The sequence below is a fragment of the Chryseobacterium culicis genome (genome assembly GCF_002979755.1).
Lineage (GTDB): Bacteria > Bacteroidota > Bacteroidia > Flavobacteriales > Weeksellaceae > Chryseobacterium > Chryseobacterium culicis_A.
Genome location: NZ_PCPP01000003.1, coordinates 107602 through 121196 on the forward strand (window position 1 = coordinate 107602; position 13595 = coordinate 121196).

Sequence of the window (13595 nt, forward strand, 5' to 3'; positions counted from 1 at the left end):
AAAATTATGTTTAAAATAAATTAAAAACTTCAGTCGTTCCTTATTCTCATTTAAAATTAATATTTTTGTTAAAACTCAAATTTATTCTATGGATTTAAAAGACAAAATGATTCTCAGTATTATTCAGGAAGACTCTACATTATCGGTTAAAGAAATTTCCGAAAAGATAGGTCTTACCTTTACTCCTACGTATGAGCGAATCAAGCAATTGGAGAAGCAAGGAATCATTCAGAAGTATGTAGGACTTTTAAACCGTGAAAAACTGGGTTTAAATATTGTAGTTTACTGTAATGTCCGCCTTAAGGAACAATCCAAGAAAGTATTGGAAACCTTTGAGAATCACATTGGAAAATATGATGAAGTACAGGAAATCATCAGTCTTTCCGGAGAGTATGACTATATGTTGAAGATCATTGCCAAAGATATCAATTCTTATAACGAATTTGCTGTTAATGTCATTTCAAACATTCCTAATATCGGTCAATACCACAGTTCAATTGTACTTCATGAGGTAAAAAAATCTACCAAGTTTAAAATTGATCTGGAATAATCATTCTATTTTTAAACCATTAAGAGCTTTTAAGAGGTGAAGAATAATTAAGGAATTCACCAGCGAATTTTAAAACTATGAGGCTAAAAAATCGTAGATTTTCTTAACTTACCTTAAAATCTTCATCTTCCTTAACGGTTCAAGATAATCAATCATCAAATTCAAAGAGCGGAATTACAATCCAGCCATTAAGATCACTTAAGCAATTAAGATTTATTAAAGATTAAGATTCACAAACGAAAAAGACAGCAGGCTAAAAATAACTTTTAGAATTTCTACTGATATTGCTTAAGTTTTGATGATCTCAATGGCTTAGATTCTAACCCAATAATTTATTTTTCAGTTTATTGAACTGATATTCTATTTTATCCAGACAAAGATTACCGATACTTCCCTGATGGGTATGTTCAAGGTTTCCAGGTTCAAAATCAAACGCATTGTTTTCAATCTCCTGCCCTACTTTTACATAAGCATCACGGAAAGAACTTCCATTCTTTACCTCTTCATTGATCTTTTCTACACTGAAAAGATACTTGTATTTTTCATCTTCCAGAATCCCGTCTTTCACCTTAATATTAGGTAAAGTATAGCTTAAAATTTCCAGACACTCCTTTAAAGAGTCTATGGCAGGGAAAAGTATTTCCTTCGTAAGCTGTACATCTCTGTGGTATCCGGAAGGAAGATTCGTCGTTAAAAGGATCAGTTCGTTTGGAAGTGACTGAATTCTGTTGCATCGTGCGCGAACCAGCTCAAAGATATCCGGATTCTTTTTATGCGGCATAATACTGCTTCCTGTGGTAAACTCTTTTGGAAAGCTGATAAAGTCAAAATTCTGACTCAGATACAGACATACATCATAAGCGAACTTCCCAAGAGTTCCCGCTAAGGTTGCCATGGCCATTGCCAGCATTTTTTCCGACTTTCCACGAGTCATCTGCGCATATACAGAGTTATAATTCATGGACTGGAAGCCTAGATTATACGTTGTACTTTCACGATTAATCGGAAACGAAGATCCATAACCTGCTGCAGATCCCAGTGGGTTTTTATTAATAATATTCTTTACTGAAAATAACATTTCCACATCATCCAAAAGTGCTTCCGCATAAGCCCCGAACCACAATCCGAATGATGAAGGCATCGCAATCTGCAAATGGGTATATCCAGGAAGCAGAACATTTTTATGCTGATCTGCCAACTGAATTAAAATCTGGAAAAACTCATCGGTAAGAACTGTGATCTCACGGATCTCATCCAATACATATAATTTGATATCCAATAAAACCTGATCATTTCTAGATCGTGCCGTATGAATTTTCTTTCCAGTGTCTCCTAATTCTTCAATGAGAATAGCTTCTATCTGAGAATGGATATCCTCAGCATCTTTATCAATTTCAAAACTACCGTCTTCAATTTTATGTAAAATACTATTTAAAACAGATAACATCTGCTCTGATTCTTCCTGAGAAATAATCCCGGTTTCTGCTAACATTTTGCAGTGCGCCATAGAACCTTTAGCATCATATTTTGCTAAACGCTCGTCAAAGTCAAGATCTTTTCCAACGGTAAAATTATTGACTAATATATTGGTGGCAAGGTCGTCCTTCTGCCATATCTTTTTCATATGATTTATTTAAAATATTGATTGGTTTTGACATGCCCAGCAAGGCAATCCTTATTACTATTAACTATAAAAAAACATTTCCTTATGTAAAGCCTTCATTTCTAATTTTCTTTTTGCATAAATCTTATTAAAAACTAAACTTCTAGTGCCTGCCGGGCGGAGTCAAAACATATATTGAGCTGGAAGCCCGAAGCTGGAGGCTGGAAGTGAATTACAAACTATAACAACTTCCATCTTCCCACTTCATTCTTCCTTTCTTTATAACACTTTTTCTAAAATTCTGATGTAGATTTCTATTCCTTCTTCTATTTCATGGATATAGATAAATTCATCTGCCGTGTGAGAGCGCCTACTGTCACCCGGGCCTATTTTCACTGATGTACATGGAATAATCGCCTGATCCGAAGAGGTTGGAGATCCATAAGTAGTCCTTCCGATTTCAAGACCTGCTTTCACAAACGGATGATCCATTTCAATCTTTGAAGAATTCAGTCTGAACGATCTTGCCGTCAATGTAGATTTCATCTGAGACTGGATAATTTCAAACGCTTCCTCGTTGGAATATTCATCTGTAACCCTCACATCCAGTGTGAAATTACATGACTCCGGAACAACATTATGCTGTACTCCTGCATGAATTCCAGATAAAGTAACTTTCACTTCACCCAGATATTCTGAAACCTTTGGAAATTTAAAGGCTAAAATATTCTGGAGATCCTCCATACATTTTACAATCGAGTTATCATCATTAGGATGAGCGGCATGAGAAGGAGTCCCTTTCATTTCTCCATCAATCACAAGAAGTCCTTTTTCTGCAATCGCCAGATTCATCTGCGTGGGTTCTCCTACAATAGCGAGTTCTACATTGGGTAGCTGCGGAAATAAGGCTTCAATTCCATCAAATCCTGAAATCTCCTCCTCTGCCGTCAAAGCAATAACTAAATTATATTTTAAATCTTCTTTATCATAAAAATGTAAAAAAACCTGGGCCATAGAAACCAAAGAAGCTCCGGCATCATTACTTCCCAAACCAAACAGCTTACCCTCTTTTTCAATAGGAATAAACGGATCCAGCGTATAGGCTTTATTGGGTTTTACCGTATCATGGTGGGTATTCAGTAAAATGGAAGGCTTAAATACATCAAAATGTTTATTCACCGCCCAGATGTTGTTTTTAAAACGTTTAGTAGGAATCTGATGTTTTTTGAAAAAATTCTCAATTTCTACTGATGTATTGAACTCATCTTTACTGAATGAAGGAATCTCAATCAAATTTTTAAGCAATCCGACTGCATTATTCAATAGCTCTTCTTTATTATAAACAGATTTCAGTTCCTGCATGATGATTTTCTATATGATTTTTCAATTGTGTCTCTTTAATCAGAAACACTTTATCTACATTATTTTTTATCGCTCCAAGAGCATTTTCAAGTTTGGGTAAAATCCCTTTGTGAAGTTTCCCTTCTTCTTTTAATGCCGTAAATTCTTCCTCATTTACACTTTTAATCACTGACTCCGGATCGTTTACATCTTCTAAAACGCCTTCTTTATCAAAACAATACAACAGTTCAACTTCATATTTTTCTGACAAAGCCTGTGCAATTACAGAAGCAATGGTATCTGCGTTGGTATTGAAAAGATTCCCTTTTCTGTCATGGGTAATCGCAGAAAATACAGGAACAAGATCCAGCTTGATGAGTTTTGAAACCAGCTTTCTGTTCACGCTTTTCTTATTGATATCCCCCACAAATCCAAAGTCGATTTCAGGATGTTCTCTTTTTTTAGCTTTAATCAGATTTCCGTCTGCACCGGAAAATCCTATGGCGTTACATTTTTTCTGCTGCAGCTTTTCAACAATATTTTTATTGATTCCTCCTGCATATACCATGGTTACAATATCCAATGTTTCTTTATCCGTAATCCTCCTTCCGTTGATCATTTTCTGTTCAATACCGAGTTTATCAGCCAACGTTGTAGCCAACTTTCCTCCACCATGAACAAGGATCTTCTTTTCCTGAATTTCAGAAAATTGGGCTAAGAATTGGGCTAACAATTCTTCATCATCAATTAAAGCTCCGCCAATTTTTATGATGTATAACTTTTCTTTCATTGTAAACGTTTTGTGATCCTTACTTCAATCCTTGTTAAGGTTTTGAACCTTGACAAGGATCAGTAATCAAGATTCCAGATTGAAAAAATTATCCGGCATTCAGTTCATCTAAAATCTCACTGAAAATAGCCTGTGCAGAGAAAATACGGTTTTTCGCCTGCTTATAGATGATAGAATGATCTCCATCCATCACTTCATCACTCAGCTCAACATTACGGCGAACCGGAAGACAGTGCATTACCTTCGCTTCATTGGTATGGGCTAATTTTTCATTGGTAAGCATCCAGTCGCCTTTTACTTCAGGCATTGCTGCATAGTCATCAAAAGAAGACCAGTTTTTTACATAAATGAAATCAGCATCCTTTAAAGCTTCATCCTGATCATGGATTACCTTCACATCTTTTGTGAATTTTTTGTCCAAATCATAGCCTTCAGGATTAGCAATCACCAATTCCACATCCATTTCCTGCATCCATTCTGCAAAAGAGTTTCCAACAGCATGGGCAATAGGTTTGATATGTGGCGCCCAGGTTAATACCACTTTGGGTTTGTGGTCTTTTTTCCAGTTTTCTGTAATGGTAATACAATCTGCCAGACTTTGCAGCGGATGACGTGTTGCAGATTCCAATGAAACAACAGGAACTTTTGCATGTTTTTCAAACTGGCTTAAGATACTTTCATTCACATCATCTTCTTTGCTCTTCATCCCTGCGAAACAACGCACTGCAATGATATCGCAATATTGATTTAAAACTTCAATAGCATCTTTGATATGTTCTACAGTATCACCGTTCATTACAGCTCCATCAGCAAACTCCAGATTCCAGGCTTCCTGTGCTGCATTTAATGTCAAAACATTCAACCCTAGATTTTGCGCTGCAATCTGGCTGCTCAAACGGGTTCTTAAGCTTGAATTCAAAAATACAAGTCCAATTGTTTTTCCCTTTCCTTTTTCTGTTTCAGTAAGGGGATCTGCTTTTATTTGTAAAGCTTTTTTTATGATTTCCTGTAAGTTTTCTACATCACTTACAGAGGTAAATTTTTTCATTTTAAAATTGATTTTAAAGATTTTGTTTACACATTAATTGTTGATCTAACCACAAAAGGCACAAAAGTTTATTTTTTTAAAATATATAAGCTCACATAAGAAGAAAATCAAAAATTTTCGAAAACTTAAGGATACTTCTTAAGCGTTTAGTATTTTCTTAAAATCACTTAAGTGTTTAAATTCTTTTGTAGCTTTTGCGGTTTAAATCTTCCCCAATACCATTTTCAGGGCATTGATGAAAAGATCAGTTTCCTCTTGTTTGATATTCAGTGAAGGAAGAATCCTTAAGACACTTTTATCATTAGAGTTTCCTGTGAAAATATGATGATCGAACAATAAGCTTTTCCTTATTTCTGAACAGTCTCTGTCGAGTTCTATTCCGATCATCAACCCTTTCCTTCGGATGGATTTAATATGTGGTAAATCTTTAATTTCATTTTCAATATACTCACCCATTTTCTGAGCATTTTCGATAAGATTTTCATCTTTCATGACATCCAGAACAGCAATTGAAGCGGCACAAGCCAGATGATTTCCTCCGAATGTAGTTCCCAGCAAACCATTGCTTGCCTGAAATTTAGGATGAATTAAAACTCCACCCACAGGGAAGCCATTCCCCATTCCTTTTGCGGTTGTAATAATATCCGCTTCTACTCCAAACTCCTGATGAGCAAAGAAATATCCGCTTCTTCCATATCCTGACTGTACTTCATCCAAAATAAGAACAACATCATACTTGTCGCACAGTTCTTTAATTTTAGATAAAAATTCCGGGGTAGGAATCATAATTCCGCCTACTCCCTGAATTCCTTCAATGATAATGGAAGAAATTTCACTTCCCTGTTTCTCAAAAGTTTCCTCAAGCTGCTGCACATCATTCCATTCTGATTTGATGAATCTTTCTGAAAAATTAACCGGAGCTACAATTTTTGGATTGTCTGTTACCGAAACCGCTGCGGATGTTCTTCCATGGAATGAACCTGAAAAATAAAGCACTTTGCTTTTCCCATTATGAAATGAAGCAAGTTTCAATGCATTTTCATTAGCTTCCGCTCCTGAATTACACAAGAAAAGATTATAATCTTCATATCCAGAAAGTTTCCCCAGCTTTTCTGCCAGCTCAGTCTGCAATTCATTCTGAACCGAATTGGAATAGAATGAAATTTTTTCCAGCTGATCCTTCAATTTATTTTGATAATATGGATGGTTGTGTCCAATGGAAATCACAGCATGACCTCCGTAAAAATCGAGATACTGCTCTCCTTTATCGTCCCAAAGGAAAGATCCCTTTGCTTTAACCGGATTTATATTGAATAATGGATATACGTTGAATAAATTCATTTTTTTGTTGCTAGTTGTTAGTTGATGGTTGAAAGTTTACAGGTTCAAATAGTTATTCTTTATACTACTGCAACCTATTATCTGCAACCTTTTCTACCTAATACATTTTACCTTAGAATGCTATTGGTTTTAAGTTTAATCCTGCATTTTCCTCCCAGTTCATTGCCAGATTCATATTCTGTATTGCCTGTCCTGAGGCTCCTTTTAACAAATTGTCAATCGCTGAGTGAATAACGGCAACATTTCCACTCTTTTCAATCTGAATCACACAGCGATTAGTATTGACAACCTGCTTTAAATCAATTGCCCTGCTACTTACGGTAACAAAAGGCTCCTCCGCATAAAAATCCTGATATAATTGTTCTATTTCCTCCAAATCCAAATCCGTCTTCATTGTAGAACTTGTAAAAATTCCTCTTGCAAAATCTCCTCTCCATGGAACAAAATTCAGGGTTACTTCTTTATTATTAAATGCAACCAGCTGTTGTAAAATCTCATCTACATGCTGATGCGTTAAAGTTTTATACGCTGAAACATTATCATTTCTCCAGGTAAAATGAGTGGTTGCCTGCAAAGATTGCCCAGCTCCTGTAGAACCTGTAATCCCTGTAGTAAAAACTTCATTTAACACTTCTTTTTCTGCTAATGGCAGTAAAGCCAATTGAATCGCTGTAGCAAAACATCCCGGGTTCGCAATACTTTTTGCTCCCGATAGTTGTTTTTTATTGATTTCAGGTAATCCGTAGATAAAATTTCTGTTCTCAAAGTTTCCTTCTAAACGGAAATCGTTTCCGAGATCAATCACCAGCGTTTCATCTTTTACAGGATTTTGAGTTAACCAGTTTTGACTTTCTTTATGGGGAAGACACAGAAAAAGAATATCTACGTCTTCAGGTTTATCTGTCAAAACCATTTCACAAACGGTCGTTAAATCCGGGTACAGATCCGAAATTCTTGTTCCCGAATTCGAACGACTATATAAAAAACTCAATGTCACATGGGGATGAAAAGCCAGTAAGCGTACCAGCTCACTTCCTGTATAACCGTTAGCACCAATTATTCCTACTGTTTTCTTCATTTTGATTCTTACAGAATGTTATTCTGCCTTACATTAAATCGTTCTTTCGGAACTAATTGATATTCTGGTTAATCTGGTGGTATATATTTAAAGAATTACTTACAATCTTTGTATATCCTTTCACATCGTCGCCTGTCCATGCTCTGTTAGCCTCTCCATAACTTCCGAATTTATCAGACATCAGGTCATGATCAGATTCAATTCCATTTAAAATAAATCGGTAGGGATGAAGAGTCACAAATACTTTTCCACTGACTGTTTTCTGAGAATCTACTAAGAAAGACTCAATATTTCTCATCACAGGATCCAGGAAAAGCGCCTCATGAAGCCAGTTTCCATACCAGTCGGATAACTGAGACTTCATCATTTGCTGATATTTTGAAAGCGTATGTTTCTCCAATAGATGATGCGCTTTGATAATCACTGCTGCTGCTGCTGCTTCAAATCCCACTCGTCCTTTAATCCCAACAATGGTATCACCTACATGAATATCACGACCAATTCCATACGCTGAAGCTAATTCTTCTATTTTTTGAATTGCACATACAGAATGCTCAAAGCTTTCTCCATTCACTCCGATCACTTCTCCGTTTTTAAACTCGATCTCCAGTTCTGAAGGCTGAGTTTCTTTAATCTGAGAGGGAAAAGCTTCTTCCGGCAGATAATTTCTGGAAGTCAAAGTTTCTTTTCCTCCTACCGAAGTTCCCCAAAGACCTTTATTCACTGAATATTGTGCCTTATGGAATTCCATTTCATATCCGTGCTCCTTCAAAAACTCAATCTCTTCCTCACGGGACAGCGCCATATCGCGGATAGGAGTAATGATTTCAATATTCGGGCACATCACCTGAAAGATTAAATCAAAACGAACCTGATCATTTCCTGCTCCTGTACTTCCATGAGCAATCGCATCAGCTTTTACTTCTATTGCATATTTTGCAATTTCCTGCGCCTGAATCGTACGCTCAGCACTTACTGAAAGAGGATATGTATTATTTTTCAATACATTCCCGAAAATCAGATATTTCACACATGAATTATAGTAATCTTCCTGAGCGTCTACACACCTGTATTCCTTTACTCCTAGCTTTAAAGCTTTTCTTTCCAGTTCTTTTTCCTCTTCTTTTGAAAAACCTCCGGTATTTACAGTAACGGCATACACGTCATACCCTAGTGTTTCACTAAGATATTTTGCACAGTAGGAAGTATCTAAACCTCCACTAAACGCTAAGATGACTTTCTTTTTCATCTGGACTCTTTTTATTTTTTTTAGTTGTCAAATGGAACTCACCAAGAGATTTTTGTACAGAATACTCAAAATCGATCTGGTTTATTTCATTATATTTATTTTCAGGCTGATTATTCACCACCTCTTTTTTTTTATCATCTTCAGGAACAAATAACATTGCTGTACACAGACAGTTTTTACGTTCCTTCATCATTAAAATTTCATAATTCACACAGTTTTTGCAGCCATTCCAGAATTCTTCATCCTGAGTCAGTTCAGAGTAGATTACCGGTTTATAACCTAAATCACTATTGATTTTCATTACTGCCAGCCCTGTCGTTAATCCAAATACTTTTGCATCCGGATATTTATCTCTAGATAATTGGAAAACCTTCTGCTTGATCTGAGTAGCTACTCCTCCGTTCCTGAATTTCGGTGACACAATCAGTCCCGAATTGGCCACAAACTTCCCATGTGACCAGGTCTCTATATAACAGAAACCTACCCACTCACCATTTTCAGTGGCTACCACAGCATTGCCTTCTGAAATCTTCTTACTCAAATATTCTATAGAACGTTTTGCGATCCCCGTTCCTCTACGCTGTGCAGAATCATACATTTCCTGCTGTATTTCACTCACATACATTAGATGTTCGCATGAGGAAATTTCTATTTCCATTTATTTATCTAAATTTTTTGGCAAATTTAAAATATAATTTCTTTTAAATCCAAATAAAAAAGATATTTTTTTTGTTTTAAAATTTTATACAGGTAAAATTATCTTTACAAGAAAATATACATTTGCTAATTTATTATATATTTGCTAAAATAATATAGTTATGGAAAATACCTGTCCTAAATGCAAGAGCACTAAAGTGGTAAAAAGCGGCATCGTCAATGAGAAACAACGTTTCCACTGCAAAGACTGTAATTATTATTTTACCGTTAAAAAACTGGGAAAACAAATTGATGATTACTACGTAACCAAAGCCCTGCAGCTCTATTTAGAAGGTTTGAGCTATCGCGAAATTGAGAGAATCATCGGTGTTTCACATGTTACCATCAGTTCATGGATTAAGAAGTATAATATCACAAGACCTCCTCATTCTGAATTCCATCCCGTTTATAAGATCCTAAAACAAAACGAGTTGATTGACTACATCGCTCAGGAAGAAAACATTAAAAACTCAGGAATTATCATTACTCAGTTTGCAGATAAATACATGCTGATCAAGTGGGAACGGTTTAAGAAGTAGTCGGGTTACGAGGTACAGAATGCGAGATACGAGGTACGATATTTAATACAGTATTAAATATCAAATACTTAAACGGTTTATATTCCCCAAGATCCCGAAATTCGAAACCTCACAAAATAATAACTATACTATTACCACTAATATATATTAAATTTTCATAAACAAATTATTAATTACAATTTGGCATTCACAAAAAACAACGCCAAAAATTGATAATTTATGAAGAAATTACTTACATTCATTGGATTAGCTTTAATCAGCAGTTCCGTATACTCACAAGGTTCTCCTGATTATGGCAATGGCTTAAAAATAAACCTCAACCAGAACGGTGATAAATTCATCCGATTTATTTTATGGGACCAGTTTTGGGTAAGAAACACTTCCATGAACCCGGGAAGTATGGTAGGAGGCGAACCTACTGACAACTCTTGGAGCTTAGGAAACAGACGTTTACGTGCTCTGACCTATGCACAAATCTCTAAAAGATATATGATTCTCCTTCACTTCGGAATCAACAACCAGACTTTTATCAATGGCGGAGCTACAGGAACCTCGGGTACAGGAGGTTATGGAAATGGAAAGAAAACCCAGTTATTTTTTCATGACGCATGGAATGAATATGCAGTTATTTTACCTGGAGAAGCAGGAAAATTCAGTTTATCTTTAGGAGCAGGTCTTCATTACTACATGGGGCTTTCCCGTATGACCATGGCTTCTACCCTTAATTTCCTCACATTAGATTCACCCGTTTTTTCATGGCCACTGATTGATAATTCAGACCAGTTCGCAAGACAACTGGGAATGTTTGCCAAAGGTAAATACGGAAAGCTGGAATATCGTTTCAGCTTAAATAAACCTTTCGCTACTGATCTTACGCCTGTGAATGTAACAGATCCTTCAAAGGCTATCGCAGTAGACAACAACGGAAATCCCAGTTTTTCAAAAGCAGGATATGTTGAATATCAATTTCTTGACGAAGAATCCAACACATTACCTTTCAAAGTAGGCTCTTACCTTGGGACAAAAAAGGTTTTCAATGTGGGCGCAGGTTTTTATCATCAGGCTGACGGAACAAGAACTTCCGTGAATGCAAACATTGAGAAACACGACATTACTCTTTTTGCAGTAGATGCTTTCGCAGATATTCCCTTGGGAGAAGCAAAAAACAAAATGGCCGTTTCTGCATATGCCGGATATTATAACTACAATTTCGGACCTAATTATGTAAGAAATCTGGGAACAATGAATATCGCAGCCTCCGATCCTAATTTTATCGGAAATAAAGCCATCGCAGGACCAGGAAATCTACAACCCACTATCGGAACAGGTAATATTATCTACGCACAGGCTGGTTTACTTTTACCGAGTCAGGCAGAAAAGCCAAAAATCAGAATACAGCCTTTTGCAGCCTATACCCACAAAAGTTTCGAGGCCTTCGATAAATCTTCGTCTCAGTTTGATGTGGGAGCCAACTGGTTCATAGACGGACATCATGCCAAAATAACAACACAATATTCAACAAGACCGGTGTATACCAGCCCAACGGAAAGCCCTTCTTCAAAAGGGGAATTTATTGTCCAGTTTCAGATCTACTTATAAAATTTGAACCATTAAGAATAGTAAAGAAATTAAGATAAGTTAAGCACCATCAAAGATGAATAAAAAGATTATCGCTTAATAAAAATCTTAAATATTCTTATCAACTTAAAATCTCTTAATGGTTTAAAAGCAATTTCAAATTAACATCCTATTCCAATAACATCAAAAACTAATCAATATGAGCGAAAATCATCACGAAAGCTACGAAAATATGACCGACAGGCAGAAAAACCGCACCATCTGGAGCGTGATCACTGCCTCTTCCCTAGGTACATTGATAGAATGGTATGACTTCTACATCTTTGGAAGTTTAGCCGTTGTTTTAGCTACAAAATTTTTCCCTGCTGATAATCCTACCGCAGCATTTTTATCCACGCTGGCTACTTTTGCTGCCGGATTTGTGGTACGACCTTTCGGAGCATTATTTTTCGGGAGACTGGGAGATATTATCGGGAGAAAATATACCTTCCTTGTCACTTTACTGATCATGGGATTTTCCACTTTCCTGATCGGGTGTATTCCAAGTTATGAAACCATTGGATTTATGGCTCCTGTTTTGGTTTTGATTTTAAGATTACTACAGGGACTTGCTCTAGGAGGAGAATATGGAGGTGCCGCCACCTATGTTGCAGAATACGCCCAACCTCATCGAAGAGGTTACTGGACATCATGGATCCAAACTACTGCAACTGCCGGACTTTTCATTTCATTAATCGTTATTTTAATCACAAAGACAACCCTTTCTGCTGAAGAATTTGATACCTGGGGATGGAGAGTTCCTTTCTGGATCTCGATTTTAATGGTTGCCGTTTCTTATGTCATCAGAAAAAACATGAAGGAATCTCCTCTTTTTGCCAAGGCTAAAAGTGAGGGGAAAACTTCCAAAAATCCTTTAAAAGAAAGTTTTGGAAATAAATACAATTTCAAATTTGTATTGCTGGCTTTATTCGGAGCAGCCATGGGACAAGGTGTTATCTGGTACACAGGACAGTTTTATGCGATGAGTTTCCTTCAAAAAGTAATGAATGTAGAATCCGCACAGGTTGATTCATTAATGGCCACCGCTTTATTTTTAGGAACTCCGTTTTTTGTATTCTTCGGATGGCTGTCCGATAAAATCGGGAGAAAAGCAGTAATGATGACCGGAATGCTGGTTGCTATTTTAGCCTACAGACCAATATACGACAGCATGTTCAAGAGTGTGAATCTGGAAAGTAAAACTCTTGCCGCTAATGGAATTACAGAAAAAAGAACCGCCAAAATTCATAATGCTATCGCAACAGACAGCCTGGTTACTTTTCACAAAGAAACTCTTTATACAGATGGTACCTTGATCAAAAAAGACAGTGTCGTTCACTGGTCACCTTCGGGAGTTGTAATGAAAGATGGAAAAGCGGAAGAACCTAAAGTTTCTCAAAGTTTAAAGCTCAGTGATGACACGAAATGGTATCTGATCTTCCTGGTATTTATCCAAGTTCTATTTGTAACAATGGTGTATGGCCCTATTGCAGCCTTTCTTGTTGAAATGTTCCCTGTGAGAATCCGCTACACTTCAATGTCATTGCCTTATCATATTGGAAACGGAGTATTCGGAGGGCTTCTTCCGGCAGTGGCAACTTATCTGGTCACCACAGGAAAAGAAGCAGGACATGCAACATGGTATCTGGAAGGGCTTTGGTACCCGATTGGGGTTGCAACAGTATGTTTGGTTATCGGATTATTTTATCTTAAAAATAAGAACAATAATCTTCACGATTAGGT

Annotated in this window: 12 protein-coding genes; 4 read left to right on the forward strand and 8 right to left on the reverse strand. The window is 36.6% G+C overall.

Translation table 11 applies throughout. From position 1 onward, the window contains the following. The first annotated feature begins 88 nt into the window (after nucleotides 1–88). Complete coding sequence (locus CQ022_RS17080) at nucleotides 89–550, forward strand: Lrp/AsnC family transcriptional regulator (RefSeq protein ID WP_002980286.1); 462 nt, start codon at nucleotides 89–91, stop codon at nucleotides 548–550. A gap of 319 nt (nucleotides 551–869) precedes the next feature. Here CQ022_RS17080 and argH read toward each other — a convergent pair whose 3' ends face one another. The 8 genes from argH to CQ022_RS17120 form a co-directional block, all read right to left on the reverse strand. Then, entirely contained in the window at nucleotides 870–2174 is a 1305-nt protein-coding gene (gene argH / locus CQ022_RS17085; RefSeq protein WP_105683524.1) for an argininosuccinate lyase, read from the reverse strand. 258 nt (nucleotides 2175–2432) lie between these two features. Continuing rightward, nucleotides 2433–3515 (reverse strand): M20 family metallo-hydrolase, encoded by a 1083-nt coding sequence (locus tag CQ022_RS17090; RefSeq protein WP_105683525.1) that lies wholly within the window; start codon nucleotides 3513–3515, stop codon nucleotides 2433–2435. After that, complete coding sequence (argB, locus tag CQ022_RS17095; RefSeq protein ID WP_105683526.1) at nucleotides 3490–4284, reverse strand: acetylglutamate kinase; 795 nt, start codon at nucleotides 4282–4284, stop codon at nucleotides 3490–3492. Before argB ends, CQ022_RS17090 begins: the two co-directional genes overlap by 26 nt. An 88-nt stretch (nucleotides 4285–4372) precedes the next feature. Next, complete coding sequence (locus tag CQ022_RS17100) at nucleotides 4373–5332, reverse strand: N-acetylornithine carbamoyltransferase (protein ID WP_105683527.1); 960 nt, start codon at nucleotides 5330–5332, stop codon at nucleotides 4373–4375. A 201-nt stretch (nucleotides 5333–5533) separates the two neighbouring features. After that, nucleotides 5534–6673 (reverse strand): aspartate aminotransferase family protein, encoded by a 1140-nt coding sequence (locus tag CQ022_RS17105; RefSeq protein WP_105683528.1) that lies wholly within the window; start codon nucleotides 6671–6673, stop codon nucleotides 5534–5536. Between the two features lie 112 nt (nucleotides 6674–6785). Beyond that, on the reverse strand, nucleotides 6786–7751 hold the full coding sequence (argC, locus tag CQ022_RS17110; protein WP_105683529.1) for an N-acetyl-gamma-glutamyl-phosphate reductase: 966 nt from the start codon (nucleotides 7749–7751) through the stop codon (nucleotides 6786–6788). 52 nt (nucleotides 7752–7803) lie between these two features. Beyond that, nucleotides 7804–9000: an argininosuccinate synthase gene (locus tag CQ022_RS17115; protein ID WP_105683530.1), complete on the reverse strand. Its 1197-nt coding sequence runs from the start codon at nucleotides 8998–9000 to the stop codon at nucleotides 7804–7806. After that, nucleotides 8972–9658, reverse strand: coding sequence for a GNAT family N-acetyltransferase (locus CQ022_RS17120; RefSeq protein WP_105683531.1), 687 nt, complete (start codon nucleotides 9656–9658; stop codon nucleotides 8972–8974). Before CQ022_RS17120 ends, CQ022_RS17115 begins: the two co-directional genes overlap by 29 nt. A gap of 160 nt (nucleotides 9659–9818) precedes the next feature. Between CQ022_RS17120 and CQ022_RS17125 the strand changes: the two genes are divergently transcribed. From CQ022_RS17125 to CQ022_RS17135, 3 genes are all read left to right on the forward strand, one after another. Then, nucleotides 9819–10235 (forward strand): helix-turn-helix domain-containing protein, encoded by a 417-nt coding sequence (locus CQ022_RS17125; RefSeq protein ID WP_105683532.1) that lies wholly within the window; start codon nucleotides 9819–9821, stop codon nucleotides 10233–10235. A gap of 219 nt (nucleotides 10236–10454) precedes the next feature. Then, nucleotides 10455–11834 (forward strand): porin, encoded by a 1380-nt coding sequence (locus CQ022_RS17130; protein WP_105683533.1) that lies wholly within the window; start codon nucleotides 10455–10457, stop codon nucleotides 11832–11834. A 178-nt stretch (nucleotides 11835–12012) separates the two neighbouring features. Further along, nucleotides 12013–13593 (forward strand): MFS transporter, encoded by a 1581-nt coding sequence (locus CQ022_RS17135; protein ID WP_105683534.1) that lies wholly within the window; start codon nucleotides 12013–12015, stop codon nucleotides 13591–13593. Nucleotides 13594–13595 lie beyond the last annotated feature (2 nt).